This window comes from Nocardia sp. NPDC051787, from assembly GCF_040681325.1.
Lineage (GTDB): Bacteria > Actinomycetota > Actinomycetes > Mycobacteriales > Mycobacteriaceae > Nocardia.
Genome location: NZ_JBFAYO010000055.1, coordinates 1 through 26,655 on the forward strand (window position 1 = coordinate 1; position 26,655 = coordinate 26,655).

The window sequence follows — 26,655 nt, forward strand, 5'->3', positions numbered from 1 at the left end:
GGACACCGAACGAGGTAGAGTCCGAATGGTTCGAACGGAACAAGGCAGCTTGAGGAAACCAAAAACTCGCTGTCCGAAAGCTTTCCGGCTCCTCAAATAGGTTATTGCGCAATCGATTGGCCAACCCCGCGTATTCAAACGACCGATACGCATGCAAAAGAGGACGTTTCGACTCGACCACCGCGCACCCTATCAGGATGGATGGCCTCGGCCTGTTGATCTTGCAGTGGCACCGCGTGGACGCTTGGAATCGCGCGTCCAGCGGTGATATGGCTAGTACAGGACCCCGTGAGAAGACCATCCGGTCCGTTCATGGTGTCACCAGCCATGGCGGGGGCAAGCACGATCGCGACGCGGGATTTCAACTGCAGCATCGTGTCGGTACGGGCCGTCGTAGTGTATTTCTCATCCGTCGGTGGTGAGTACGGGCAGCACGTCGGCTGACTCTACGCGTAGGAAGACCCGTTGCAGAATGCCGTCGTCGAAGGCGATCAGAACCGGTAGATCGGAGTGCGCAATGCCCCAGTCGGCGACGATCCGTGAGTCCTGTTCGATGTCGATGATCTCGATGTCGGCTCCGTGATTGCGATCGGCCAACTGCCGCTGAAGATTCCCGGTGTCGGGGGCTGCTCCGAAGATCGCGATCCGGGGCCCGCCGCCCTTGGCCAGGTACTCCTCGGTGTCGACGAAACCATCAGGCCGGTCTTGAATCTCCTCGTAGTGAGAATCGCGCCTCCATTCGACCATCGTTCGCCACCGGTTTGTCCGTTCGAAGTAGCTGAGGAAGGCGCTCAGCACGGTGTCCTTCGATCCGATGTTCACGGTGTAGTGCTGACGGGGCTCGCCGTTGCGGAATTCGAGCGCGAACTCGTTGCGTTCGGAGAGAAAGATGGTCTGCATGTAGATCTGGTCCTCGTCGCCGAGGATCGCGATCGAATTCGCACCCTCGCCGAGCGATTGGATGAGGTCGATCACGTGATCGCGAGTGGCTTCCTTCGCGATCTCAACGAAGTCGGTCTCTAGGAACATGGACTACCTTCCTGGCATTCGGCCGATACCCTGGCGTTCGCAGCGGTGGGATCAGGTCGTGACAACCCCCGGATCCTCGCAGCCCGTCAGTGGCCGAAGCAACCTTGCCGCGATAGACGACGCCGAACGCATGCTGAACTGGACCTGCGACCCGATCCCGACCGCGCTGCCGGTCGGGTAATGTCGCAGACCCGCAGGTGTCGATGTCGCCCACCGCCCGGGACTGCTCTGAGCTGCCGTTTGGGTCCGCCTTGACTGTGCGCCTGTGTCTGTCTCCACCCGACATCGCTCGACCGCCGTCGGCCGCATGTTCTTCCAAATCATCGGGGCGATAGCCGAATTCGAACACGCCCCGATTTCCGAACGCACCCGCAACGGGCTCGCCGCCGCCCGTGCCCGCGGCCGCACCGGCGGCCGAAAACTTAAACTCGGCCCCCGGCAGGTACAGCCGGCTCGGCATATGTACACGGTGACCATGCTGCCGCATGGTCGCTGTGGCAATTGGGAGAGGCTAGGCGCTGACCTCCGCTGGCACCACCGGTACGCCGGACCCATGCCCCCACTTTGCCGTTGGTTCAAGGATCCGGCGCCCCGATTATCTACTGAACGTTGCTCGACGCGGCGCTCGGGGGACACGACGGCAGGCCGCCGACGACGGTGTCAGGCACCTCGCCGACGCCTGCCTCATGTCCAAACGCGTTGGCGGGCAACATCCTCGATCACGAAGTCCGGCTCAGGACTCAGCCGGGCAGACGGGCTTCGATGGCCTCGATGATGCGCGGGCGGAGTTCGGCGGCGCGGATAATGGCGTCGACCGAACCGACCTCGACAGCGCGCTGAATATTGTGCACGCGGTCGAATTCCGCCGCGACCTCGCCGAGCTTTTCCGCGCGGACCGACGACCGGATCTCGTCGAGCTCCGCGGTCAGGGCCGCGCGATCAGTGCCGAATGCGTTCGCGGCGCGTGCCTCCAGGTCCCGCACCCGCGGATCGGCTGCGGTGCGCGTGTTGACCTCACCGGAGAACACCACTGCGGCGGCCGGAGCGCCGCCGAGCACCGAAGCGAACGAGCCTTCCAGCGCGAGTACGGTCATATTCGGGTTCAGCGCCTTCGAGAAGACCACGAACGCACCGCCGTGATACCGCGAGATCACGCAGAACACGATGGGCCCTTGGAAGTTCACGATCGCGCGGCCGATCTCGGCACCGTACTCCAGCTGCAGTTTCCGCATCGACTCTGGCGAGCCGTCGAAGCCCGACAGGTTTGCCAGCACGACCAGCGGCCGGTTGCCACTGGCCGCGTTGATCGCCCGCGCGGCCTTCTTCGACGACCGCGGGAACAGCGTGCCCGCGGTGTAGGTGTCCGGGCCGTCGGTGGACGGAAAGCCGCGCCGCGGCACACTCCGTGACTCGATGCCGAGCAGGCACACCGGGATGCCGCCGAGATGCGCGTCTTGCACCACCGCCGTCTCGGCGTCGGCCATCCCCGCCCAGCGTTCCAGCACGGGGTGGTCCTGGTCGGAGACCGCCCGCATCACGGTCCGGATGTCGAAGGGCTTCTTGCGGTCCGGGTTGGCGGTGGCGGAGAAGATCTCGCCGACGGTGGTGAAGTCGCTGCCCGCCATGACATGTGGGAAGTCGGAGACGTCGCGATCGACGGGGTCGTTGGTCCGCGACCGCCGCGGCGCCTGTTCACCGGGTGCGACGTAGGTGTGGTCGTAGTGCGACATCAGCACGTCCCGCGCGGCGGTGAGGTTCGGCGCCCAGTATTGCGCCTGCCCGTTCGGACCCATCACCCGGTCGTAGCCGCCGATGCCGAAATTGTCCTCCGCTGACACGCCACCGGAGAAGTCCAGCGACTGCTTGCCGGTGAGCACCATCGCGGACTCCGGCGTCATCACCAGAATGCCCTTGGTGTGCATGAGCATCGTCGCCTCGGCGTTCCAGTACGGCTGCGCACCGACGTTGATGCCCGCGACCACGATGTTGATCTCACCGCCGTCCTGGGTGAACTCGACGATCCGCTTGAGCGCCGCCGCCACCCAGTCCATGTTCTCCGTACCCGACTCCATGGAGATCCGGGCGCCGGCCGACAGCGCGTACCACTCCAGCGGCACCTGCATCCGCTCGGCCAGGTCCAGTGCGGCGATCACGCGGCGGCACTCCGGTTCCGACAGTGCGCCCAGCGACTTCGTCGGATCACCCAGCAGCACCACCCTGGTGACGCCCCCCGGATGCTGCTCGGTTGGTGTGGTGACCACCCCCGCGACGATCGCCGCGGTGTTGCGCCCCTTGGGCCGGTCGACCGGCACCAGGGTGTGGTCCGCATCGAGGTCGTACTCGGCGAACTCACCGAGCAGACCGGTCAACTCGTAGGGGTACACGGTGTTGCGGCTGCTGGCCCGCAGAACCTTCTGCCGGTATTCGTCGATCGGCTCGACCGGCTCGTCGGAGGGCTCGCCGACGCTCACTTCGGTGCCGCCGGTGGAGTCGAAGGAGATGCGCACGGCGACTTTGGTCAACTCGCCGGTCTCCAGGTCACGCTGCCGCGCGATGAGCAGAATCTCCTCCAGTCCCGCGCCCGCGGTCGTCGGCTGCACGTGCCCGCCGATCGTCTTCAGCTCGTCGCGGGTGACGTCGATCGGCGGCCAGATGTACATCACGATGCGGTTGGTGTTGAAGCGTTTGGCCGACGGCCGCCGCGACTGCGCCCGGCGGATCGAGTCGAGGCAGGTGGCGATGGCGCTCTCCGCCGTCGGCAGCGCGAGCAGCCGGCCGTCGTGCTCGCGCAGTGCGGCCAGGTCGCGCACCTGCGCGAACGCGATGAGGCGATCGTCCGACGGGTTCTCTTTCGCGACGCACCGGAACAGGTAGACCTCCTCGTCGTCCGAGGACGGCAGCCGGGTCAGGTCGAACTTGTGCAGCCGCTCGATCTGCATCCGCTGCGCGATGTACGGGTGCAGGCCGCGGATCAGTCGCTCCTCGTCCATACCGGTGGCGGACGGGCGGAAGGTGAAGTGGTGGTGCATCACCGCGCCGCCGCTGCCCGCGACGGTGGCGGTGATCCGGTGCACCTGGCTCGGCAACGGATGCGCGCTGATGACCTCATGCAGCGCCGCTGCCATCGCGTCGAAGTCCCCTGGCTGCTTCTCCCAGCTGAGGTAGATGTCGGCGTCGATGGACGCGGCGCCGCCGGCCAACTCGGTGAGTCCGCGCAGCGCGGTGTCGAGCGCGTCGAAGCTCACCGCGGCAGACATCAGGCTCGAGCCGCCACGCTCCGCGATCACGAATGTGCAGCCGCCCACCTCGTGGGTGCGGACACCGGTGAGCCCCTTGTTGCCGTAGTACCGCCGGGTCAGCACCTCGAGCATGACCGTGTTGTCCAGCTTGCCGCGCACCAGACGCTGGCCGAGCAGCCGCACCAGTGGCTCGGTACTGCGGACCATCTCGGAGATGCGCTCGGCGCGATCGGGAGTGTCCGGGTTCGCGTCCAGGTAGGTCAGGTTCTTGCGGACGTTGGTGTACACGCGGGCGCGATTACGCCGCAGCAACGGCTGGCCGTACCAGGCGTACACCACGCCGCGCGCGAGGTCGGCGATCACGGGGAAGCGCACCTGCGTCGCGGCCACCAGCCGCTCCAGCGCCAGACCGGCGGGCTCGCGCAGCACGCGGTCCGGCACCGGCTCCTGCAGCCACTCGCGCAGCAGCGTGGTGATGACCGTGACGGTGTCGGACGGGCGTTGCTGGGCGAGGAATATCCGGAAGACCGCGGCTTCGAGTTCGGGGGAACGCTCCAGCTCGGTGACACCGTAGTGCACGAGTGCCTTGGCGAGCTTGGACTGGAACGACTCCGGCAGCCCGGCCCGCTCGACGTCGAGGCTCTGCAAGTAGGTATGGAAGTACTCGCGGGCGCTGTGGACGTGGCCGTGGATGTCCTCGTCGGACGACCGGTTGTGGCTCAGCTCGGCGAGGTCGGCGAACACACCGACGAGTTCGAGCTCCTCGGCGAGCGGCCTGCGGCCGTCCGCAATGGCGGCCCGGCGCGCGGTGAGGTAATCGTCGAGCACTCGGCGGTCGTCGTGTGGGTCGACGTCGAAGCCCAGCAGCAGGCTGCGCAGATCCTCCTGGCACCGGGTAGTGCGCTCGTGCGGTTGCGCCTGCGCGGTCCCGGCGGGCAGGTCCAGCTCGACGGACCCGACCGCCGCGGTGTCCTCGGCCTCGTCGTCTTCGGCGAGCGGCTCCAGCCGCAGCAGCGGTGCACCGGCCTCCACCTGGGTGCCGACGGACACGACGCATTCCTTCAGCCGTGCCTTGAACGGCGCGCGCAGCACCGTTTCCATCTTCATGCTCTCCAGCACCAGCACCGGCGCGCCTGCCTCGACCTCGGCGCCGATCTCCAGCGGCGTCGCAACGACCAGCGCGGGGGCCGGCGAGCGGACTACGCCGCCCTCGTCGCGGCTGACCCGGTGCGTCACACCGTCGACATCGATCAGGTGGATCGGCCCGTGCGTGCCGGTGATCAGGCGGTACCGGGTGCCGTTGACCACGATCTGACCGGTGTGCCGATCGAAGCGCTCGAGATCGACGTCGGCGGTGTGGACGTCGCCGCCCGCCTCGATACCGATGCGGAACCGATGGGCTCCGATGCGTGCGACGCGCACGCGGTAGCCGACGCCGCGCAGCTTGAGGTCGAGCGGTCGACCACTCTCGTGCTGCACCTGCGGACGTCCGCCGGATGCCGTGGACAGCAGCCGGTGCCGCTCGACCCGCTCCTCCTCCTCGTAGGCGTCGATGGCGGCGGCGGCCACCGCGATGGCGGAGTGCCGGTGCGAGACGAGGCGGCCCGCACCGCGGACGCGGTCGATCCAGCCGGTGTCCGCGCTCGCGTCGATCACCTCGGGCTGGTTCAGCAGGTCGAGCAGGAAACTCTTGTTCGTTGCGCCGCCCTCGATGATCACCCTGGTCTGCGCCACTGCCCGGCGCAGCCTGCCCAGCGCTTCCTCTCGGTCACGGCCATAGGCGATGATCTTGGCGATCATCGAGTCGAAGTCGGCGGGAATGGTGTCGCCCTCGCTGACGCCGGTGTCGACGCGGATGCCCGGCCCAGCCGGCAGGTCCAGCAGCGCGATGCGGCCCGGGGCGGGCGCGAAGTCGCGATCGGGGTCTTCGGCGTTCAGCCGGGCCTCGATGGCGTGCCCGCGCTCGGCCGGCGGGTCGCCCTCGAGGCGGCCGCCGGACGCCACCGACAGCTGCGCCTTGACCAGATCGAACCCGGTGGTGGATTCGGTGATCGGGTGTTCCACCTGCAGGCGGGTGTTGACCTCGAGGAATGCGAACAGCTTTTCACCGGGGTGGTAGAGGAACTCGACCGTCGCCGCGCCGCGATAACCGACCGCGATCGCCAGCCGTTCGGCCGACGCCTTGAGCTCGGCTGCCTGCTCGGGACGCAGCACCGGTGACGCCGATTCCTCGATGACCTTCTGGTTACGCCGCTGCACCGAGCAGTCCCGGACGCCGAGCGCCCACGCGGTGCCCTGGCCGTCCGCGATCACCTGGACTTCGACGTGCCGGGCTCCGGTGACCAGGCGCTCCAGGAACACCACGCCGCTGCCGAAGGCCCGTGCGGCCTCCTGGCGGGTGCGCTCGTAGGCATCGACGAGCTCGGCCTCGTTCGTGATCACCCGGATACCGCGGCCGCCGCCGCCCGCGGTTGCCTTCAGCATCAGCGGGTAGCCGATCTCGGCCGCGGCGGTCAGCGCGGCGTCCACGGATTCGACTTCGCCGCGGCTCCACGGCGCGACCGGTACGCCGACCTCCTCGGCGATCAGCTTCGCGCCGATCTTGTCACCGAGCTTGCGCATGGCCTCCGGGCTGGGGCCGATGAAGGTGACGCCGATTTCTTCGCACAGCTCCGCGAACGCTGGGTCTTCCGCGACGAAACCCCAGCCGACCCAGGCCGCGTCCGCGCGGGTTGCCACCAGCGCACGCTCGAGCGCCTTCAGATCCAGGTACGGTCGCGCCGACGCCGGACCGAGGTCGTAGGCGATATCGGCCTCACGCACGAACGTCGCGTTCCGGTCGACATCGGTATGCAAAGCGACCGTTTCGATCGGTCGCGCGGTCTCCGCGGCCAAGTCCCGGACGGCGTGGATGAGGCGCATGGCGGCCTCTCCGCGATTCACGATGGCGATGCGGCTGAACACTCGCCAGCTCCTTCCTCTCCAAAACACTGGCCCCGGTCGACGGGCGAGGTTTGCGACTCTCCCGCGTAGTGTGCACCTATATTCCACGTATGTGCACAGCGCGCGGGTGTTACTCGCCCGTATCTCGGAGTGTCGCGCTCTCCGGCGCAGGTGACACCGTGCGATCGTCGCATCCCATCGGTCTATAGGCGCACACCGATGGCTCACCGGCCACCCACCCGTGGTTTACAGAGGCCCCGCGGCACCCGGTTCGGTGTATCCCTGAGGATTTCGGTATTTCAGGTTCATCCGATCCGATCCGATATAACTCGGGCGGCATACGAAAGACCTGGTCCAGCGAGAAGTTCCACGCGTGGATCCGGCACGGCCGCGCACTCGGTTGAGGGCATGACCAGGTCAGGCGGATCGGCGTGCGGTGACCAACAGGTACTCCCACTCCATCCGCCCGTTGCCCAGGTCGTGTTGGGAAGCGAGATCCGCGAGTTCCCGGTCCAATTGCGCGATCCGATCGGGTTCGGCGGCAATGGCCTTGTACACCGCGGCCGTCGGTCCGTAGTAGGCCTTGAAGAAGTCACGGAACTCGGTGCCGTCGGAGAAACGATCGATGACCGCGTATTCGCGCCGCAACTGCAGGTCGGCGACACGATCGCCCAAGAGCGACCGGACATGCGTCTCGTCGCCCCACAGCGGTGGCGGCTGCGCACCGGGCGGGGGCGGCGGAGCGTACGGTTTCATCGTGGCGAACATCTGTCCGATGAATCCGGTGGGTGTCCAGTTGATCAGCCCGATCGTGCCGCCCGGCTTGGTGACGCGCACTACTTCGTCCGCGGCCGCCTGGTGGAACGGCGCGAACATGACGCCGACGCAGGAGATTACGACGTCGAACTCGGCATCGGCGTAGGGCAATGCCTCGGCGTCGGCTTCCTGCCACTGCAGGTCGACTCCCCGTGCGGCGGCGATACGCCGACCTGCCTCGAACAGCTCCGGCGTGAGGTCGCTCGCCACTACCTCCGCACCGGTCTCCGCGGCCGGGATCGCGGCGTTGCCGGACCCGGCCGCAATATCCAGCACCCGCTGACCCGGACCGATACCGCAGGCCTCGACGAGACGCCGGCCCAGCCGGGGGATCACCTCGGTGGCGACAGCAGAGTAGTCGCCCAGTGCCCACATTGCGCGATGCCGCCTCTTGAGATCAGCAGGCCCGGATCCGGTCATCTGATACTCCCTCTGCGATTGGGGCAGGCAAACGCTGCCGAAGATGGCTATTGAGCCCTGGGCGGGCCGCTGTTGCCTGACCCGAGCACGGGTACTGCCGAGCAGGTGTTTACCCGGCAAAGGTCAGAACAAACCGGAACCTTGGGAACCCGGCAATCGCGGCGGATTCCCCGTCGACGCCAGATCACGCCATGTCGGCGATACAGTCGTGCATCCAACTGATGACGGTCTGACCACCCGACCGCGGCGGCTGTGTCGTCGCCCTCGGAGATCATGGAATCGTTGCTGACTGTGGCAGCTGGCGGCGTGCGTCGCGGCGACGGCGTCTACGTCGTAGCCATTCGCCGTACAGCAGTCGGGTGCGTGCCACCTCTGTGGTCAATGGTGTCCGCTGCCGCGGCGACAGGGCTTCGAGATATGGCTCCTCGGCCGCGGAGTCGTCGGCCAACAGGGCGCGGCTGCGGGCCAGTACCCCCCTGGCCCACGGAGTTTCATTGGCGCCCGCGCGATCGGCCAGTCGTTTCAGAGCTTGCTCGGCGGTGGTGGTGTCGTTGTTCCGGACGGCTGCTTCGATCAGGTCCGGCAGCACGGTATTGCCGAAATGCGGTGGGTCCTCGTCGAAGATGATCGCGGCCGTCTCTTGGGCTGCGGTGTGCCGGCATTGGCCGAGACGCAGCACGACGAATGCGGTGCATGCGAGTTGGACCTGTAGCCCACCTGGGCGATCGGCGGCGTGCCCGGCCTGGATCGCGACCGCGGCCAGGGTTTGGAACCCTCCGGCGCTCCCGCATGGGCATCGACACCCAGCTGGTACCTGGGTTCCGCCCGAGACCAGGCCATTCCATCTGCCGCACAGCGATTCATGGCCGACCGGATGCACGCCCGGACCCGCGAGATCGACGCATCCCACGCGTCACTGGTGTCCAAGCCCGGCGAAGTCGCCGACTCCGTGCGAGCGGCGGCGCGGTGAGCACAACACTGTTCGTTCGATTCGGCTGCCCGACTCAGAGCAGAGCGTCCTCAGACTTCACACAGCCGGCCAACTTTTTCGCACCATTGGTCGTGCAGCGTTCGCCAGTCTTCGGCGGCCGCGCGGATCCACTTCTCTTCCAGCTCTGCCGCAGCCAAGGCGGGCTTCTCCCGCTCGACTTCGTTCTCCGCGTGTGCGGCGCGGTCGACCAGTTCGGTCCAGCGACTGAAGTCCTGGGGTAGCGCGTTTCCGGCCTGCGTGGGCATTGGCAATTCCTTCCTGACCGCAGTGGGTTGTTCTCTGAATCTGTCCTTCTAGATGGCGTGCTCGGCTCGCCGGAGGTCAAATCTGCCGGTCACGGTGGTTGGCTGTGGGCAGTGACTCTTGGCGACTTGGTCACGCGCGGCTACCGTCTCGTCATCGCGTGACCGACCGCGGTGTCGCGGGGTCCCGATATCCTCGATGCGATAAGAGAGGGGCAGATCTGCAGATCGCGAGCTTGTTGCGGAACTCTGCTGGCCGACCCCGAGGGCAGCTTGCGGAACGTGCGGTCGTCGCGACCGAGCGTCCACCGGCTATCGACCTTCCCGGCAATCCTTTATTTGATTTCGACTTGGTCACAGTTTATGCACGATCAGTTAACTATGCCTAGCGCCAGCGCGTAAGTCGCCATAGAAAACCGCAGGTGCGCCTGCATATCGCCGCCTATCCAGGGAGTTTGCTAGATCCATGTGATCCACATCACATCGCTTGTTGAGCCAGCGAATACATCGACAACATCCACGACGAAGCCGATCAGGCGCGAAGCCGTCGGCTCGGCATGCCGGTCACCGCTCTCTGGCAAGACCCGGGCCACACGGTCCTCCCGCGGTTGCCGCAGGACCTGCGCGTCACACCTTCGGATGGCGAGTCGACCGAACTAAGGTCCGAGCGGACGTCCGGCGAGTTCAGCTCCTGATCGCATGTTCCATGAACTGAGGCCGACACACGCAGAAGCCTATTCAGGAACCTGGCGGCAGACCGACCGGTCGTGCACTCCGATGCCACACCCACCGCCTTCCACTACGTCGAAGTCACCGGGCTCGAACCCGGCAGGCGCTACCGGTTGGAGGCGCGCTCGCGAGGCACGCGGGCGGTGTCCGGTTCGACGATGCGCTGGTGGAACGACGAGCAGAACCACGAGTTCCACACCCTGACACCGCCACCAGGGCGGCTGTTGCGCACTATCGCGCTGGCCAACGACCCGCACTTCGGCGAGGAGGTAAGCGGCCAGATCGTGGACGCGTTGCCGACCGGAGTGCGGCAGGAGCCCGGAATGGCCCCGTATCCGGTCGTGATGCTGGAAGCGCTGTTGACCGACGTACGCGAGCCGGATCGCAACGTCGACCACCTGGTGCTGGCAGGCGATCTCACCAGCGGCGGCAGGCCGAGCGAATCTCGCCATCTGCGACGTCGGCTCGACAATTGGGGCGAGCTGGGCAGAGACCTGTTGGTGTGCCGCGGAAATCACGACCGGCCGCGGGTCGGCGCGGACTGGCAGTCGGGTCCGCGACTGCCGGGCACCGCGCACCACGACTGCTGGGGCTCGCATTTTCTGCCTCGACAGCGATTGTTGAGCTACAACCTGGACGGGCTGCGGGGGATCGGTCTCGACACGACTGATCTCGACGGCTCCGGCGGCCGCATCGACGCCGAGCAGATGTCTCGCTTGCGCAGCGTGCTGCGCGACGAGCCCGGCCAGCCGACACTGGTTTTCGGCCATCATCCGGTGACCCGGGAGTCGGCGTTGAGCAACCTCGGCGGCCCGGGCTTCGTGCTCGACCGGCACGACGCGGCCACCGTGCACCGGCTCTACGAGCGCTCCCCGGGAGTGGTCCTGCACCACAGCAGGCACACTCACCGCAATCGACGAACGCGCCCGGACATCCCCATCCCGGTGGAGTTTCTGGAGGTGGCCTCGATCAAGGAATACCCTGCCGGGTACTCGCTGCTGCGACTGTACGAGGGCGGGTACATGGTCACCTTCCAGACCACCCGCACGGCCGCCGCCCGGCGCTGGAGCGCCCGCACCCGCACTCAGCTGTTCGGGCTGCAATCACGCTACAGTCTGGGATGACTCGCCGACCGAAACCATGTGGTGTACCGCGATCTGTCCGGGATCAAGCAGATACGTCAGCCGCACAGGGCAGCCTTTGCGGATCAGCAATACCGGCACGCTCGACTGCACAACACCGCCCCGCGGTACCAGGCGTAGCCGCGGCTCCAGATCGAGCCCGGCCGCGGCACAGCCGCACAACCGACCACACGGTCGCACACACCAGCAGGCCGTTGCGCACTGTCAGAACCATTACTCCTGGCCAGCTTCCGGTGGCCACCCGGTCGTAGACGAACGGGAATTCCACCTGGCTCACAAGCGCCGTCGCCAGCACGAGCCTCAGCACAGGTCGCTGTGTGGTGCGCCGGTCCAGTGCGCAGACCGAGGCCACCGCCACCGCCCACACCAGGTATTGCGGGCTGAGTACCCGGCTGGTCAGCAAAGCCAGTAGCACCGCGGCCAACGCCAGATCCGCTGCCGGAGGGCGCGCCCGCCACCAGATGGTCAGCAGCACCACACCACCGATGATCGTGGCGGCAACGCACCCTCGGGCCATCGTGGACACCCACGGCCCCGACAGTTCCTCGGCCCCGTAGCGATGCACGATGCTCCAGCCGCCGTCCAACAGCCGGAGGATCAACAGCGGTGTGGCAGCGGCAGATTCGATCTGCAACCCACGCTCGGACTGAAACTGCAGGAACGACCACGCGCCTGGGCCCAACCCCGTCAGTCCCGCGGCCGCCAGCGCGCCGGCACCAGCCGCTGCGGCGCTCATCCGCCACAGTGCCGGCCAGCGCAGCCCCAGCACAACCACCACCGGCCACACCTTCAGCAACACCCCGGCGGCAACGGCCGCGCCGGCGGCCGCCGGACGTCGCGGCGCCCACAGCACCGCTACGACCGCGGTCGCCGCCACGATCAGATCGAATCGGCCGTAACAGACGCGGCCGAGCAATGCCACCCCGACCACCCACACCCACGGCCCTCTCCGGGCTGCCACCCGGCCGTCGCGCCGCGCGGCCCGGATCAACAAACACAGCACGCCCGCGTCCGCGGCGGCAACCAACGCGAAGAACCACCAGTTGTACCCGTGCCCGCCGCCGAACAGCCAGGGCACCACCAGCAATGCTCCCGCACCGGGTGGGTACTGCCACCGCTCGTCATACAGCGGGAAGACGCTCTGGTACACGATCACCTCGGCCCATTCCCGGTACAGAGCCAAATCCGCGGCCGAGGCATCCCAAACGCTGTGCGGCAACACCGTTACACCGGTGAACACCACCATCAGCGTCCGAGTAAGACCCCACACCAACCACAACCTCGACACCGACGACAGCCCGCACACAAGGCCGCAGCCTAACCATCGCGACACACGTCCCCAACCCGAGATGCAATGGGGCACTTGGTTGGATCGACCACCCGAACGCCGGCAGCGTTGCCGCATTCACGCAGCGCCAGCACATCCAGGAGCAAGTAGTGCCGCGGCAGGACTCGGCGCCCGGTCGCTGGTCAGCCGACCTTGATCGAGATGGTGGCGGTCTGGGTTCGGGCCGGGAGTTCGGTGCTGTCGACCACTAGGAACTCGCCGGTATCCGGCCGCCCATTCGCAAGCGTCTTCGGCTCGAGGGTGAAGGGCGTTGTCTCCGAGGCGATGCCGGCCAAGCCGAAATCGCTGTCGTTGGCGATGACGAGCGTGTTTCCGCCGTCCGGGGTGGCCAGACCCTCGATCTTGTCGTGCCCGAAGAATTCGCCCTTGTCATTGAGCCCGATCAACAGACCGCCCAGGTCCAGCTTCGGTGTCTTGGACGCGACGGTGATACCAAGGGTCTTCAGTTTGTCGATGGCCTCGGTGTCGGTGGTGACCCCGATGGCTGTCTCGATCGGCTTGCCGTCCACCTGCAGCCCACCGGCGTCCGCGCGATACGTGCTGCCCGGCACGGTGGCGCCGGGCCCCACATCCGTGGCGCCGGAGATGTCGGCGACGAAAATTTTCTTATCGCCACCGGGTTGTAGTTCGCCGTCGCGCTCGTCGATCAGGAAAGCGGTGTTGCTGAGCGCGGTGATCTCGGATATAGCGACCTTGGTCTTCTGCGGATCGGCCAGCGGGTACAGGTACTCTTTGACGGCCTTGGTCGCCAGGTCGATGGTGACGATCCTGGTGAGCGGTACCGATTTCGCGGAGCCCCCGAGCCCCGGTGTCTTCAGAGCTGACTGCATGATGCCGACGAGTGTGGAACCGTCGGGCGTGATGGTGAGACCCTCCATCCCTTGATTCGCGCTGCGGAGCGACAGTTCGCGCGGCAGTGAGCCGTTGAACGGCGAGAGCCGTTCCAGCTCTTTGCCATTGGCGTCGAAGTGCACGATGAAGGGCCCGTACTCGTCGGACACCCAGAAGGTGCCGTCGGACAGCGCGACCAGCCCCTCGGTGTCCAGACCGCGGTCGGAGGGAGGCAGCGGCTTGCCGTCGATGGTGACAAGGTTTTCGCCGGTTTGTGCCTCGAGGTTCACCAGGCCGACCAATGGTTGTCCGTCGGGGCCCGACAAGGTGATGGTCTTGCCCGATATCGCAGTGCCGTCGCTGAGCCGGAACACCCTGATCTGCGGGTGAAAGTCGGGAACCGGCAAGACCTTTTCGTTGTCCGTGCGGCCGGCGACATTCGGTCCGCGGTCGGTGAGGCCGTAGACCTCGTCGGCCTTGCCGGGGACGAGGGCAATAGCCGAGCCGTAGGCGCTGCTCTGAATCTCCACACCGCCGACGGTGGCGACCGACGGGGCGTCGACGGCGTAGATTTTCACCGCATCGGTGGTGGTCACCCGCAGCTGTTCGGTACCGGAGAAGCCCTTGTGCGGGGTGTAGACGATGCTACCGCCTTGGCCGTAGCTGATCTTTCCGTGCGAAGGCTGGGCGAACGCCACGGGCGTGGCGCCGCCGGTGGCCGCCAGAAGTTGTCCCGGCATGAGGGTGAGCTCCTGGTCGACGCCTGTGCTGAGCTGTTGCGCCGCGGTCGACGAGACACGCGACCCTGTCGAGCACGCCGCCACAGCCGTCGCGATTACCACAATCCCCGCGGTTACCGGGACCATCCGGCGGCCGATCATGAGGCGCGAGTATAGGAGTCGCAGGTGACCGCCGCATGTTTGCATGATCGACGTGGACATCAACGCCGCCACCTTCTTCCGCTCGTCGAACGTGAACCCGCCGGGCCCGCACCTCCGCCGGCACGCCGCCGTACGAGCCCCTTATCCGCACCGAACCGACTCACAGCGCGACCGGTACCGCCGGCCCGCCGCGTAGGTCCGTCGCGATATTAGTGGTCGACTCCCCAGTGAATAACTGTTCTGCCGCAACACTGTTTCGTTGCACGGACGTAAGGGGTGCGGCAGCCCGCGTAGGGGTTGTTCGTGGGGCAGATCGTGCAGGCTCGGCTTCCGGAGGAAGACCGGAGAAGTGACCGAGGGCGAGATGACCGAACGGCGCAGTGGCAACGCTGTCCGCGCGCAGCGCCGCGAGGACAGGCGGCGGATCGGATCGTGGTTGACCGCCGTAGCGGTCGTGCTCACTCTGCTCCAGCTCTTCGCGCTACCGCTTCTGCTGTTGCCGCGCGAGCCCGCGTGGGGTTGGGCACTGCTGCCGTTGGCGCTGCTGACGACGACGTTCTGGTCGGTGATTCACGAGGCCGTCCACCGTCCGATCGGGATCACCGATCGCTGAGCCGACCGGCAAGGCGCGACGACGTGAGCGATCGGGACGGTCTGCCAGCAAGCGCGCTGGGTCGCACTCGTACTCGCTGCGCGGCTGATGGAACGCAGTATCTGCGCACCGCCTTACTGCCACACGTGCCGGGAGAGGAGTTCGTCGTGGGCTCCGAGCTGGTGGATGTGGCGTGCGGGAGGCGCGGATCACACACGGTGAACAGTTCGCGGGCGATCACGGCGATAGTGTCGTCACCGGTCTATAGCGAGCGCCTATCGTTATGCACGTGAGGGAAAATAGCTGAACCGGAGGAGAGGCGAGCCGCTGTGCCATATGAGGACAAGAAGCAAGCAGCGCATCGTGCTCTGGTGGACCGTGTCCTGAACGGAAAAGGCAGGGCATCTGCGGACCAGCGCGCCCGCGCATTCCGCAACGCCGATGTCCCCCCGCCCTTGCACGTGCTGATCGACAAGGTTGCTATGAGGCCGACGCAGGTCACCGACGCGGACTTCGCTGCAGCCAAGGCCGCGGGCTTCAGCGAGGATCAGCTGTTCGAGCTGGTCGTCTCCGCTGCGGTCGGCCAGTCCGCCCGGCTGTACGAGGCGGGACTGGCAGCCTTGGTCGAAGCAACCGGTAGCGACGAGGCCAGATAATGCGACTCGACATCCTCAACCGCGGTTACCGCCCCGGGACCAAGGTGCTGTTCACACTCATCCGGATATTCTCCGGGCATTCGGTACCGGACGCCGCCAAGCTGGTCTTCTACCGGCCCGACTTCTACGGCGCCCGGGCGAAGACGTTCACCCACGAGGCGATGCGGGGGCCCTCCGCCTGGTCGGTAGCCGATCGAGAGCTGATGGCGGCCTTCGTGTCCAAGGTCAACGAATGCACGTTCTGCATCGGCGCGCACACCGCGACCGCGGGACAGGCATACCAGAACGACGCGAAGGTTCGAGCGGTGCTGACCGACCTGGAATCGGCCCCCATCGAGGAGGGCCTGCGGGCAACGCTGCGGATGCTCGGCAAGCTGACCCGGGAAGCAACCGTGGGCGCCGAGGACATGCGGGAAGTGCTGTCCGCAGGTGTCACGCGCCAGCAGGTCGAGCACGCGCTTGCAGTCTGCGCCGCATTCAACACCACCGACCGGCTCGCCGACGCCTTCGACTTCGAACAGCTCAGCCCCGCCGGCTTCGAGGCAGGAGCCAAGTACCTGCTCAAACGGGGCTACCGATAGGACTGCAGCTCTACCGTCGGACACGCCGCCGCCCGCGCGGTTCGGCCTGCCCGCCCGCTGCCGGCGGGGATATGGGTTACCGCGCGAGGGAGCGGCTGATGACCAGGCGCTGGATCTGGTTGGTGCCTTCGAAGATTTGTGTGATCTTGGCTTCGCGCATGTAGCGCTCGACGCGGAAATCACGCGTGTAGCCATAACCGCCGAACACCTGCACCGCGTCGGTGGTCACCTTCATCGCGGCATCCGTGGCGACCAGCTTGGCCACACTTGCCTGCCGCGAATACGCCAACCCCGCGTCGCGGCGGCGCGCGGCGTCCAGATAGGTCGCCCGCGCGGAGTCGACGGCCGCGGCCATGTCGGCGAGCAGGAACCCCAGTCCCTGGTGATCGATGATCGGCTTTCCGAACGCTGTCCGCTCCCGGGCGTAGGAGACGGCCTCGTCCAGCGCTGCCTGCGCCAGCCCGGTAGCGACCGCAGCGATGCCGAGGCGGCCGGAATCCAGTGCGCTCAAAGCGATTTGCAGACCCTGCCCCTCGTCGCCGATTCGGCGCTCGGCGGGGACGAACGCGTCGTCGTAGTGGGCTGTCGTAGTCGGCACCGCGTGCAGGCCCATCTTCTGTTCCGGCCTGCCGAAGCTCAACCCAGCAGTGTCGGCCGGCACGAGAAAACAGGTGATGCCGCGCGAACCCTCTCCCGTGCGCGCAAACAGGTTGTAGAAGTCGGCCTTGCCGCCGTGGGTGATCCACGCCTTTGTCCCGGTGACGCGGTAGCCGCCCTCCACCGCGGCGGCCTTACAGGCGACCGCGGCGGCATCGGATCCGGCCTGCGGCTCGGACAGGCTGTACGCGCCGATCAGGTTGCCACCCAACATGTCCGGTAGCCATCGCTGCTTCTGCTCTTCGGTGCCGAACGCGAGAAGTGGGTGACAGGCCAGGCTGTGCACGCTCACCGCCACCGCCACCGCAGCCCACCGTGCGGCGATTTCCTCGAGCACCTGCAGATACACCTCGTACGGCTGACCGCCGCCGCCCCACTCCTGCGGGTACGGCAGGCTGAGCAACCCAGCCTCACCAAGTGTGGCGAAGACTCCCTCGGGATAGGTCTCGTCACGCTCGTGCTGATCGACGATCGGAGCGAGAACCTTGTCGGCGATCTCCCGTGTGAGCTGGATCAGATCACGAGATTCCTCGCTGGGGAGCAACCGTTCAACGGACACACATCACCTCGGCTACGACAATCAGTACTGCATTACTCTTCAGAGTACTGATTGCGAACAGTACCGCAAGGGGCGCTTCAGTACTATTCGACGCTATGGATCAGCTCACTCGTGGCAGCTTCCCCACCCGCAGACGCAGCGAACTGTTCGACACCCTGGTCGAGCTGTTCCTCACCGAAGGGTTCGCGCACCTCACCCTGGACGAGATCGCCGCCCGCCTGCACTGCTCGAAATCGACGCTGTACACCCTCGCGGGCAGCAAGGAACAGCTGGTCCGGGCCGCAACCGTGCACTTCTTCCGGCGCGCCACCGAGGATGTGGAGGCGGCCATCGCGCCCATAACCACCGCACGCGAGCGCGTCGCCACCTATCTGTCAGCCGTCGGCACCGCGCTCGCGCCTGCGTCGAGCCAGTTCATGGTCGACCTGCACGCCTTCATGCCAGCGCGCGAGATCTACGAAACGAACACACAGATCGCCGCCCGCCGCGTTCAAGAACTGATCGACGAGGGCGTGAAGGCCGGCGACTTCCGCGCCGTCCACGCCGCCTTCGCCGCCGACCTCGCCGCCACCATGATGGCCCGAATCCAGCGCGGGACCGTCCGGACCCGAACCGGTCTCGACGACTCCGATGCCTATCGGGAGCTGGCCGCCATCCTCACCGCCGGAATCAGCGCATAGCTCGATCGCCCTTCCAGGCGCATCGTCACCACTGGGCGTGACATTTCCGCGACCGTTTCGTAATGTATCGGTGACCTTTTCCCGACTGAACCGGTAACCGACACCATGCCTGGTCAACATCGCAAACCGACCGCAGCCCGGAAGCTCACACGCCTGGCTGCGTGTGGCATCGCGGCGACTGTCGCCGTTGTGCTGTGGGTGGCGATACGACCGAGCCCAGCTGCGCAGCATGCCGCGGTAGTCGATTCGCCGCCGTCGTCCGCCGTCGAGTCCGGCGCGGCCACGACCACCGTGCCGTCGACGACTCAGCCGGCACCGGTGGCGGCAGCGGCCGCAGCCGAGCTACCACCACCGTCGGCCAAGCAAGCCCAACAGCACCCGCCCCCACCGCCTCCCTCGGTACCGTGTTCGACGGAACTCGTCGGCACACAGCCGCACGTGGCACAGGTGGGCAATCTGCTCAAGAAGACGTTCGGCATCACCGACATCGGCGGTGCCGTCGGCCGTCGCGACGGCGACCACGGTGCCGGCCTAGCGCTCGATTTCATGACATCCGATTCCGCGCGCGGCGACGCGATCGCCGAATACGTGCTGGCCAACAAGCGGCGCTTCGGTGTCAACTACGTGATCTGGCGGCAGCGGTACAACGACGGCAGCGGTTGGTCGTACATGGAAAACCGCGGGAGTCCGACCGCCAATCACTACGACCATGTGCATGTGTCGTTCAACCAGGCTGCCGATGTGGACGTGACCTGCTGATCGCGCGCCACCGCCGATACCTTCGCGGCCTGCGCACGGTGGCGGAAAGGCTAGTGCGACCGGGTGATCTCGAGGGCAAAACGGGCGAGATCGATTGAGACGATCTCCGTTGTCCGTTGTTCTGTTTCGCGGCCGCGGTGAGCACATCGAGGTGGTGGTAGCCCGCGGCCACCACTCTGGTACCGCGGCCTGGATGGCCGCTTGCCAAGGCGACCCCGGAACCGCCGACCAGATTGAGGGTGGGGTTGGCGTCGAGGGCGGAGGGATGGATGCAGTGCCTGACGATCTCGGGAGCGCCCAACTGGTATGTATCGCTGGCCAATTTGGTCGGAAAGTACCACTCGGTGAAGTCCAGCGGCTGCGCGGCCAAACTGCGCGACAGGCCCCGTGTATCGGTGACCTTCTGCGCGGAATCAGTGAACGGAATCCCGTGAGTGTCGACCGGGGTCGAGCCATAGGCTAGTTGGTCGTAGTTGCGCCAAGTGTACAGCGGACCAACGGATCTCATCTCACGGCCGACGGCACAGTTCGCCGATGACCGGCGTTCCCGACGGTTGACCCTGACGCAGGGTCAACCTCTCAGCATGGTGGCATGACTACGAAAACCGATGCGACGCGGCAATTCACCGTTCACCACGACGACATCACGATTGCGGTGTCTCGCGGCGGTCGGGGACGACCGCTCGTCCTGTGCCCTGGACTCCGCACGACACAGGCTGATCTGCACGAGCTGACCAAGCTGCTGCGGCGCGATCATGACGTGGTCACCTTCGACCTGCGGGGTCATGGCCTCTCCTCGACCGCCGACCGGTACTCTTTCGAGGCGTTCCTGGGCGATTTCGTCGCTGTTATGGCGGAGGTCGGACGCCTCGACCTGCCCTCGGCGCCCGTGCTCGTGGGCCACTCGCTGGGTGCGGACCTGGTCGTGCACTATGCCTCCGAGTATCCCGGCACCGCCGCTGAGATGGTTCTCATCGACGGGGCGAACCCGGTGCCCGAACCATTCATCACCGAGACCGATCTCCCGGAGTTCCGTGCAATGCTCGACGGCCTCGCGACATGGCCCGAGGGTGCCGAGGGCACCCCGCATCAGGTGGTGCTCACCGCACAGGAAATGCTCGACCTGAACCTCGAGGTGGATGTGGTGCGGTCTGCAATCCTCGACCGGTATCGGAAAATCGCTTGTCCCATCAGCATGATCATGTCGACTTCGATGGCCGGCGACAGCGGCGAAGGGCGGGCACCATGGCGCAATCAGAACTGGCGAGCCGGTATCGAGCGGCTGGTCCGCGACCAGCCGCACATCTCCACATCGTGGCTCGACGCCGGTCACGGACTGGTCGTCACCCACGCTCAGGACATCGCCCGGATCATCCGGGACACGCAGGGCCAAGCCTGCCAGGCAACTTCGTAACAGTTCCCAGGTCGAGGAGACCGGTCCGATGCTGACCATCGGTGAGGTGGCCTCGTACGCCGGAGTGACAGTACGAGCGGTGCGGCACTATCACGCCAAAGGACTGCTGCCGGAGCCGGAACGGGACCACTCCGGTTATCGGAGGTACGACGCCGCTACTGTGGTCGAGCTGATCAGGATCCGGACGCTGGCCGAGGCCGGGGTTCCGTTGGCGCGCGTGCGGGAACTCCTACAGGCAGGCGCAGAGGAGTTCGCGGCGGCGGTCGCAGACATCGACAAGCAGCTGCGGGCAGAGATTCGGCAGCGGCAGCGGCTGCGCAATCGGATCGCCCGCCTCGCTGCCGGGGACAACTTGGCGCTGCCTCCGGAGCTGGTCGAGTTTCTCGACCAATTGCGGGCGCTCGGCGTCGACGAGCGGATCGTCCAGGTCGAACGCGACGGCTGGATCCCGCTGGTCGCGCGTTCGCCGGAGCGGGTCCCCGATTGGATCACACGCAAGCGGAAACAGATCGCCGACCCGCAGCTCATCGACTTCTATCTCACGCTGGGCCAGGCGATGGATCGGACCGACGACCGCAACCTTGCCGAGTTGGCCGACAAGATGGCCTCGTATGTCAAACAGATTGCCGACGAGCAGGGCGAGGACTGTCTCAATGATCCCGACATCGAGCCACCGTTGGTCGAACTGCTGGACACGCTGGCGTTCGATTCCTGGCCGCCGGCCCGTCGACTGACCGAGCTACTGAAGCAGCGAGGCTGGAGCGGCTGGACCAAGCTCGAGCGAACAGACCCACCATAGGGCGTCGAAACCCTGGCTTGCGCCGACAAACCGGCACTGGACCGTCCTGGATCCGGCTGCGCCGCAGGCATTGTCGATGTACGTGACGACCTGCCAGAGGCGGGTCTGGGGCGCGGAGCGCGCCCACCGTGCGACGGTCGGCGACCCATCACGACCTCCAAAATCAATACAGTGTCCGAACCGGCCCCCGGTGAGTGCGGAGACCCCTTCGGCATGACTGAGTAGCGGGTCGCCGGGCTGGTTGTTGAGCGTCGTGGGCGGTCTCCGGCTGTGCGGGTGGGGACGTCTCCGGAATAGTGGTTTCAGGCGCGGGTGGCGTACGGGTTGGACCGCAGTGCCCTGCCGGCCTCTCTACTCGACTCGGCGGATCAGCGGTGGGGATGGTGTTCGATAGGTGCCTGCAACAACCCGAGCCAGCAGTCTTGTTCGAAGCGGGGTGATCGCCACGGAGTTCCCGGCGATCTCACGAGTGGGTATCCGGCCTCGGTGATATCGCGGCCCTCATTAGCATCGACACGGCGAACAAATCGAGGAAATCCGAGGACCTGCGTTGACTACCGAACAACTTGACCGCTGGAATGCCCAGGAAGCCGCCGCTGAGGCGATGATTCCCATCATCGGCACGTTGTATCGAGGGAAGGGCGTGACGATCCTGCTGCACAGCCGGTCGCTGGTGAACAAGTCGGTGATCAGCATCCTGCGGACGCACCGCTTCGCGAGGCAGATCGAGGGCGAAGAGTTGTCGGTGGACGAGACCCTTCCCTTCCTGCAAGTACTCAGCGAGCTGGATCTGGGCCCCTGCAAGATCGATCTCGGTCAGCTGGTCATGACCTATCGCGCCGACGATCGCGGACTCTCGATCCGCGAGTTCACCGCAGCGGTGCTGGCCGAGGTGACCAACGGCAACAAGGCTCAGTCACCAGGCCCCAGAGATGTCGTCCTCTATGGCTTCGGCCGCATCGGTCGTCTGGTCACTCGGCTGCTCATCGAGAAGGCCGGATCCGGCAACGGGTTGAGCCTGCGCGCCGTGGTGGTGCGCAAAGGAGGCGACGGCGATCTGGCCAAGCGTGCGTCGTTGCTTCGCAGGGATTCAGTTCACGGTCACTTCAACGGCACGATCAAGGTCGATACCGGCAATGACACGATCACCGCGAACGGGAACGTGATCAAGTTCATCTACAGCGATGATCCGACGACGATCGACTACACCGCATACGGGATAACGAACGCGATCTTGATCGACAACACCGGTAGGTGGCGTGATCGTGACGGGCTGTCGCAGCACCTGCGCCCCGGCATCGCGAAGGTCGTTCTCACCGCGCCCGGTAAGGGCGACATTCCGAATATCGTGCACGGCGTCAACCACCGCACCCTGGACCTTTCGCAGCAGATCTTCTCATGTGCCTCGTGCACGACCAACGCGATTGTTCCGCCGCTCAAGGCCATGGATGACGAGTACGGCATCATCCGCGGGCACGTGGAGACGGTTCACTCATTCACCAACGACCAGAACCTACTGGACAATTATCACAAGGCGGACCGCCGCGGTCGGTCCGCGCCGTTCAATCTCGTGCTCACCGAAACCGGTGCCGCGTCCGCGGTAGCGAAGGCGATGCCGGATTTCAAGGCCAAGATCACCGGCAACTCGATTCGTGTTCCCACCCCTGACGTATCGGTCGCGATTCTGAACCTTCAGCTCGAGCGGAAGACGACGAAGAGCGAAGTGCTCACGTACCTGCGTCAAGTTTCACTCGCCGGACCGTTGAGCCGAAACCTCGATTACACCGCCGCCACGGACGTGGTTTCCAGCGACTTCATCGGATCGCGCGCAGCGTCGATCATCGATGCCAATGCCACGATCGTCGAGGATGACACCGCGATTCTGTATGTCTGGTACGACAACGAATTCGGCTACTCGTGCCAGGTGGTGCGGACGGTGCAGTACATCTCGGGCATCGAATATCCGACCTACCCGCAGGTCGGCGCGCGGCTGGACCCCGCCGCCGACGCTCGCGTGCTGACTGCGAGCGACGCGCGGTAACTCGCCGAACTATGCGGTGAAGCCTGCCTGCACAGCCCTGAATGCACGTTTCCCACACGCGCTCGGCCGATGGTTTACCGGGCCGTTTCCGTCCAGGTGACCGGCAGTTCGTGGACGCCGTAGATATTCATGTCGGTCCTGAGTTTCACCTCGCTGGCGGGGATGGCGAGCTCGAGGGTCGGGAAGCGACGCACCAGTCCGGCGAAACCGGCGCGCATCTCGATGCGGGCCAGTTGCTGGCCGAGGCATTGGTGGACGCCGTGGCCGAAGGACAGGTGACCGCGGGCCTTGCGGTGGATGTCCAGGGTATCGGGGTTGTCGAAGCGCTGGGGGTCGTGGTTGGCGGCCAGCAACGAGACAACGACGGTCGATCCCTTGCGGATTGTTTCACCGCCGAGTTCGATGTCCTCCGTGGTGTAGCGATAGAAGATGTCGGCAACGGACAGGTAGCGCATGAGTTCCTCGACGGCATCGGGGACCAGATCCGGATCGGCGCGCAGTTCCGCCAGCTGCTCGGGGTGCTCCAGGAGCGCGAAGGTGCCAAGCGCCAGCATGTTGGCGGTGGTCTCGTGGCCCGCGAGCAGCAGAAGGAAGGCGATACCGGTCAGTTCCTCGATGCCGAGGTCGTCGTGGCGGGCCAGGTCGGACAGTAGGTCGTCGCCGGGTTCGGTGCGTTTGCGCGTGACCAGTTCGGCGAGATATGTGGTCATGGCCCTGTACGCGGCCATCTTCTCGTCGAGCGGCTGGTCCTTGACCAGGAACTTGGCGGAGTTGACCTGGAAGTTCTCCCGGTCCGCGTAGGGGACACCGAGCAGTTCGCAGATCACCAGCGAGGGCACCGCCAGCGCGAACGCCTTCACCAGGTCGACCGGCGGGGTCAGCCGCGCCATCTCGTCCAGTTGCCGCTCGGTGATGTCGATGATGTGTTGCTCGAGCTGCTTCATGCGCCTGACGGTGAAGGCGCCGGTGAGCTTGCGCCGCAGCCGGGTGTGCTCCGGCGGGTCCATGGCGATGAACAAGCCCGGAATCTGCGGGGACGGCTCGGTGGCGACGGGCATGCCGGGGGTCTCGTACGGCACGTGGACGACGCCGATGTCCTGGCGGGAGCTGAACCGGGTGTCGGCCATGAGCTGGCGGACCGCGTCGTAGCCGGTAACGAGCCAGCCCTCGTGACCATCGGGGAAGACCATAGGACTGACCGGGCGAGCCTCGCGCAGCCGGGTGATCTGTCGGGGCGGGTCGAAGGGGCCCGCATCGCGCTCCATGGGGAGGCCGTGCGGGACGGGAACCGTTTCACTCATTGGATTTCCTTTCGTGGTGGTTATTGGATGACGGTGATTGCGCCGGACGGGCACACCTGGGCGGCCTCGCGGACGGTCGGCTCTCGCTCGGGCGCGGGTGTGGGGTCCAGCGCCACCACCCGGCCGTCCTCGGTGTCCTGGTCGAAGACTCCGGGGGCGGTCAGTACGCACATGCCGCCGCTGACGCAGCGCTCCCGGTCGACCCTGAGTTCCATCAGTTACCCCTCCGCCCAGATGACCAGGAGGGGCGCACGCCGTAGATGAACGCGTCGGTGCGCGGCTCGATGTCATCGAGGATCGCCTTGTCCCCGTATGCCTTTCGCTGCCCAGAAGCTGCAATTGCTGAACTATTCACCGGAACACTGTCGCCAGCCCGCCTGATACCGACCTGATACCGAGCTGACACGTCCACTGACACGGCGTTCGGCCTGGTCACATCGGACAAGGGATGACGAACAGGCGTCGGCCAAGCCTGACGCGGGCCTGAAGCAGTGGCGGCGCGTTGCGTCAAGGCCCGCCCAAGGCTGGATCTGGCACAGACTTCGTGATTGACCCATTCGGGATGCGAAGGGGCGGTTGATAGTTCATCATGTCGCGGTGTTCTGATCTTGCTCCGCTGAGGGTCATGTTCCCGCATCTTGACGGTCTGCAGATCGAGGTGATCAGAGCGGCGGGTTGGTCACCGCCGGGCTGACCATGTCCTGGAGCAGCGGAACAGTCGAAGGACACGCCAACCGCATCAAGATGCTCAAACGGCAGATGTTCGGCCGCGCGAAAACCGACCTTCTCAGGAGACGAATTCTGTTGAGCGACTGAATATCCCGGCATGCGACATCACGAAATTTGTGCCCGATCCAGCATTGGCGCGATGTTGACACCCCGTGCTACCGAGACGTTGGGAGGGGGCTTTTGCCGACTGTCCCTGGTTACGTCATGTGGTGGCATCCGAACGAGTGAGCGCGATGCAGCGGCTGTTGGTGGGACACGTCGGGTTGAAACACTGGTCGGGTCTGGGTCGCCGACGATGGTGACGCGGTGGCGGTGTGGACGCATCCCACACGGACGGGGCTGCGGCTATCGGCGCAAGGCAAGGGTTTTGGTAAACCATCGTATTGCCCGGCATGCAAGCCGCCGAGCAGGCCGGTGTCCCTGCGTTTCTGGAAGCCTCGGATGAGCGCAACCTACGGTTCTACCGGCGGCTCGGCTTCGAAGTGACTGCCGAGGTGGCCGCGACGCACGGGCACCTGACCTTGCACCGCGTGCGCGTCTGTGGTCATGAAGCCCCAACCTTCGGGAGGTAGCCGGGTTCAAGAATGAGTCGGCGGAATATGGAAGCGCTCGTGATTGTGGTAGCGGCCGTGGTCATGAATGCAATTGGGGTCACTGACGCGCAACCCGTTGCGCACGCGCGTCTTCTCATCGATGCAAAAGCCGTCATCCCGAGTCGGCGGCGCCTCGGCAGTCGCCGTCACCGCGCTCGGCGCCCCGATCGCCGCGGCAATCAGCGCTACAACCAGGGTGCGGCGTACCGGCGCGGCAGTCGCGGGAATTGTTCGCCCCATTGGGTTCCTTCCGTTGCGGGATCTCACACTGTTCTATCAGCGCACGCAGCATGGCAACACCCTCCGATTCCAGGGGCGACTCGACGATCATCGACTGCGGCCCCTTCCTCATCGACCGCGGCCTGCGCCGCAACTTCGACGCTGTCACTGCGGGTTTGACGCTGCCCTGGAGCAGCGGACCGGCCGAGGGACACGTCAACGGATCAAGATGATCAAACGCCAGATGTTCGGCCGAGCAAAACCGGAATCCGGAAGCGAATCCTGTTGAGCGACTGAGCAAACCCAACCGCCAGTATTGAGGAGCCGGAAAGCTTTCGGACAGCGAGTTTTTGGTTTCCTCAAGCTGCGTTGTTCCGTTCGAACCATTCGGACTCTACCTCGTTCGGTGTCCGATAGTCAATTCCGGAATGAAGCCGAATCTGATTGTACCGCAACTCGATATA

At 65.8% G+C, this 26,655-nt stretch carries 24 protein-coding genes; 13 read left to right on the top strand and 11 right to left on the bottom strand.

The annotated features are described in order from the left end of the window. Positions 1-405: 405 nt before the first annotated feature. The gene (locus AB0M45_RS32900) at positions 406-1,029 is read right to left on the bottom strand and encodes a hypothetical protein (protein WP_364337219.1); all 624 of its coding nucleotides are present in this window, start codon (positions 1,027-1,029) and stop codon (positions 406-408) included. Between the two features lie 58 nt (positions 1,030-1,087). Here AB0M45_RS32900 and AB0M45_RS32905 point away from each other — a divergent pair, with 58 nt between their 5' ends. Further along, positions 1,088-1,210, top strand: a complete 123-nt coding sequence (locus AB0M45_RS32905; protein WP_364337221.1) for a hypothetical protein — start codon at positions 1,088-1,090, stop codon at positions 1,208-1,210. Positions 1,211-1,294: 84 nt separating this feature from the next. Next, positions 1,295-1,804 (top strand): recombinase family protein, encoded by a 510-nt coding sequence (locus tag AB0M45_RS32910; RefSeq protein WP_364337224.1) that lies wholly within the window; start codon positions 1,295-1,297, stop codon positions 1,802-1,804. Here AB0M45_RS32910 and AB0M45_RS32915 read toward each other — a convergent pair. The 3 genes from AB0M45_RS32915 to AB0M45_RS32925 form a co-directional block, all read right to left on the bottom strand. Next, positions 1,770-7,232, bottom strand: coding sequence for a carboxyl transferase domain-containing protein (locus AB0M45_RS32915; protein WP_364337226.1), 5,463 nt, complete (start codon positions 7,230-7,232; stop codon positions 1,770-1,772). The genes AB0M45_RS32910 and AB0M45_RS32915 overlap by 35 nt on opposite strands. 396 nt (positions 7,233-7,628) lie before the next feature. Then, on the bottom strand, positions 7,629-8,447 hold the full coding sequence (locus tag AB0M45_RS32920; protein ID WP_364337228.1) for a class I SAM-dependent methyltransferase: 819 nt from the start codon (positions 8,445-8,447) through the stop codon (positions 7,629-7,631). Positions 8,448-8,718: 271 nt separating this feature from the next. After that, positions 8,719-9,126, bottom strand: a complete 408-nt coding sequence (locus AB0M45_RS32925) for a hypothetical protein (protein ID WP_364337230.1) — start codon at positions 9,124-9,126, stop codon at positions 8,719-8,721. 54 nt (positions 9,127-9,180) lie between these two features. On the opposite strand from AB0M45_RS32925, the gene AB0M45_RS32930 reads away from it, so the two are divergent. After that, a complete protein-coding gene (locus AB0M45_RS32930; RefSeq protein ID WP_364337232.1) occupies positions 9,181-9,417 on the top strand; it encodes an alpha/beta fold hydrolase in 237 nt (78 codons plus the stop codon). Positions 9,418-9,467: 50 nt separating this feature from the next. Here AB0M45_RS32930 and AB0M45_RS32935 read toward each other — a convergent pair whose 3' ends face one another. Then, entirely contained in the window at positions 9,468-9,683 is a 216-nt protein-coding gene (locus AB0M45_RS32935; RefSeq protein WP_364337234.1) for a hypothetical protein, read from the bottom strand. Between the two features lie 764 nt (positions 9,684-10,447). Here AB0M45_RS32935 and AB0M45_RS32940 point away from each other — a divergent pair. Further along, complete coding sequence (locus AB0M45_RS32940; RefSeq protein ID WP_364337236.1) at positions 10,448-11,533, top strand: metallophosphoesterase; 1,086 nt, start codon at positions 10,448-10,450, stop codon at positions 11,531-11,533. Between the two features lie 43 nt (positions 11,534-11,576). Here AB0M45_RS32940 and AB0M45_RS32945 read toward each other — a convergent pair whose 3' ends face one another. Both AB0M45_RS32945 and AB0M45_RS32950 read right to left on the bottom strand, forming a co-directional pair. Further along, positions 11,577-12,821, bottom strand: a complete 1,245-nt coding sequence (locus AB0M45_RS32945) for a glycosyltransferase 87 family protein (protein ID WP_364337238.1) — start codon at positions 12,819-12,821, stop codon at positions 11,577-11,579. A gap of 200 nt (positions 12,822-13,021) precedes the next feature. Then, positions 13,022-14,671 (bottom strand): esterase-like activity of phytase family protein, encoded by a 1,650-nt coding sequence (locus tag AB0M45_RS32950; RefSeq protein WP_364337240.1) that lies wholly within the window; start codon positions 14,669-14,671, stop codon positions 13,022-13,024. 289 nt (positions 14,672-14,960) lie between these two features. Here AB0M45_RS32950 and AB0M45_RS32955 point away from each other — a divergent pair, with 289 nt between their 5' ends. The 3 genes from AB0M45_RS32955 to AB0M45_RS32965 all read left to right on the top strand — a co-directional run bounded on the left by AB0M45_RS32955 (position 14,961) and on the right by AB0M45_RS32965 (position 16,440). Further along, positions 14,961-15,224, top strand: coding sequence for a hypothetical protein (locus AB0M45_RS32955; RefSeq protein WP_364337241.1), 264 nt, complete (start codon positions 14,961-14,963; stop codon positions 15,222-15,224). A gap of 350 nt (positions 15,225-15,574) precedes the next feature. Next, complete coding sequence (locus tag AB0M45_RS32960) at positions 15,575-15,859, top strand: hypothetical protein (RefSeq protein ID WP_364337242.1); 285 nt, start codon at positions 15,575-15,577, stop codon at positions 15,857-15,859. Next, entirely contained in the window at positions 15,859-16,440 is a 582-nt protein-coding gene (locus AB0M45_RS32965) for a carboxymuconolactone decarboxylase family protein (RefSeq protein ID WP_364337243.1), read from the top strand. The genes AB0M45_RS32960 and AB0M45_RS32965 overlap by 1 nt, the downstream gene beginning before the upstream one ends. 76 nt (positions 16,441-16,516) lie before the next feature. Here the strand turns inward: AB0M45_RS32965 and AB0M45_RS32970 are convergent, their stop codons facing one another. Further along, positions 16,517-17,656, bottom strand: a complete 1,140-nt coding sequence (locus AB0M45_RS32970) for an acyl-CoA dehydrogenase family protein (protein WP_364337244.1) — start codon at positions 17,654-17,656, stop codon at positions 16,517-16,519. A 95-nt stretch (positions 17,657-17,751) separates the two neighbouring features. On the opposite strand from AB0M45_RS32970, the gene AB0M45_RS32975 reads away from it, so the two are divergent. From AB0M45_RS32975 to AB0M45_RS32995, 5 genes are all read left to right on the top strand, one after another. Further along, positions 17,752-18,336, top strand: coding sequence for a TetR/AcrR family transcriptional regulator (locus AB0M45_RS32975; RefSeq protein WP_364337246.1), 585 nt, complete (start codon positions 17,752-17,754; stop codon positions 18,334-18,336). Positions 18,337-18,441: 105 nt separating this feature from the next. Beyond that, positions 18,442-19,095: a hypothetical protein gene (locus AB0M45_RS32980; RefSeq protein ID WP_364337248.1), complete on the top strand. Its 654-nt coding sequence runs from the start codon at positions 18,442-18,444 to the stop codon at positions 19,093-19,095. Between the two features lie 592 nt (positions 19,096-19,687). Beyond that, on the top strand, positions 19,688-20,509 hold the full coding sequence (locus AB0M45_RS32985) for an alpha/beta hydrolase (RefSeq protein WP_364337250.1): 822 nt from the start codon (positions 19,688-19,690) through the stop codon (positions 20,507-20,509). 28 nt (positions 20,510-20,537) lie between these two features. Beyond that, on the top strand, positions 20,538-21,308 hold the full coding sequence (locus AB0M45_RS32990; RefSeq protein ID WP_364337252.1) for a MerR family transcriptional regulator: 771 nt from the start codon (positions 20,538-20,540) through the stop codon (positions 21,306-21,308). A 550-nt stretch (positions 21,309-21,858) separates the two neighbouring features. Next, complete coding sequence (locus tag AB0M45_RS32995) at positions 21,859-23,349, top strand: glyceraldehyde-3-phosphate dehydrogenase (RefSeq protein WP_364337255.1); 1,491 nt, start codon at positions 21,859-21,861, stop codon at positions 23,347-23,349. Between the two features lie 74 nt (positions 23,350-23,423). Here the strand turns inward: AB0M45_RS32995 and AB0M45_RS33000 are convergent, their stop codons facing one another. The 3 genes from AB0M45_RS33000 to AB0M45_RS33010 all read right to left on the bottom strand — a co-directional run bounded on the left by AB0M45_RS33000 (position 23,424) and on the right by AB0M45_RS33010 (position 26,212). Next, a complete protein-coding gene (locus AB0M45_RS33000; protein WP_364337257.1) occupies positions 23,424-24,650 on the bottom strand; it encodes a cytochrome P450 in 1,227 nt (408 codons plus the stop codon). Positions 24,651-24,670: 20 nt separating this feature from the next. Further along, entirely contained in the window at positions 24,671-24,865 is a 195-nt protein-coding gene (locus AB0M45_RS33005; RefSeq protein ID WP_364337259.1) for a ferredoxin, read from the bottom strand. A gap of 1,092 nt (positions 24,866-25,957) precedes the next feature. Beyond that, the gene (locus tag AB0M45_RS33010; RefSeq protein ID WP_364337261.1) at positions 25,958-26,212 is read right to left on the bottom strand and encodes a hypothetical protein; all 255 of its coding nucleotides are present in this window, start codon (positions 26,210-26,212) and stop codon (positions 25,958-25,960) included. 50 nt (positions 26,213-26,262) lie between these two features. On the opposite strand from AB0M45_RS33010, the gene AB0M45_RS33015 reads away from it, so the two are divergent. Further along, positions 26,263-26,424 (top strand): hypothetical protein, encoded by a 162-nt coding sequence (locus AB0M45_RS33015; RefSeq protein ID WP_364337263.1) that lies wholly within the window; start codon positions 26,263-26,265, stop codon positions 26,422-26,424. Positions 26,425-26,655 lie beyond the last annotated feature (231 nt).

Bases quoted from the DNA above. Each gene is read 5' to 3' on its own strand.
- AB0M45_RS32900 (WP_364337219.1), bottom strand. From the start codon at position 1,029: ATGTTCCTAGAGACCGACTTCGTTGAGATCGCGAAGGAAGCCACTCGC.
- AB0M45_RS32920 (WP_364337228.1), bottom strand. From the start codon at position 8,447: ATGACCGGATCCGGGCCTGCTGATCTCAAGAGGCGGCATCGCGCAATG.
- AB0M45_RS32935 (WP_364337234.1), bottom strand. From the start codon at position 9,683: ATGCCCACGCAGGCCGGAAACGCGCTACCCCAGGACTTCAGTCGCTGG.
- AB0M45_RS32950 (WP_364337240.1), bottom strand. From the start codon at position 14,671: ATGTCCACGTCGATCATGCAAACATGCGGCGGTCACCTGCGACTCCTA.
- AB0M45_RS32965 (WP_364337243.1), top strand. From the start codon at position 15,859: ATGCGACTCGACATCCTCAACCGCGGTTACCGCCCCGGGACCAAGGTG.
- AB0M45_RS32975 (WP_364337246.1), top strand. From the start codon at position 17,752: ATGGATCAGCTCACTCGTGGCAGCTTCCCCACCCGCAGACGCAGCGAA.
- AB0M45_RS32980 (WP_364337248.1), top strand. From the start codon at position 18,442: ATGCCTGGTCAACATCGCAAACCGACCGCAGCCCGGAAGCTCACACGC.
- AB0M45_RS32985 (WP_364337250.1), top strand. From the start codon at position 19,688: ATGACTACGAAAACCGATGCGACGCGGCAATTCACCGTTCACCACGAC.
- AB0M45_RS32990 (WP_364337252.1), top strand. From the start codon at position 20,538: ATGCTGACCATCGGTGAGGTGGCCTCGTACGCCGGAGTGACAGTACGA.
- AB0M45_RS33000 (WP_364337257.1), bottom strand. From the start codon at position 24,650: ATGAGTGAAACGGTTCCCGTCCCGCACGGCCTCCCCATGGAGCGCGAT.
- AB0M45_RS33005 (WP_364337259.1), bottom strand. From the start codon at position 24,865: ATGGAACTCAGGGTCGACCGGGAGCGCTGCGTCAGCGGCGGCATGTGC.
- AB0M45_RS33010 (WP_364337261.1), bottom strand. From the start codon at position 26,212: ATGGGGCGAACAATTCCCGCGACTGCCGCGCCGGTACGCCGCACCCTG.
- AB0M45_RS33015 (WP_364337263.1), top strand. From the start codon at position 26,263: ATGGCAACACCCTCCGATTCCAGGGGCGACTCGACGATCATCGACTGC.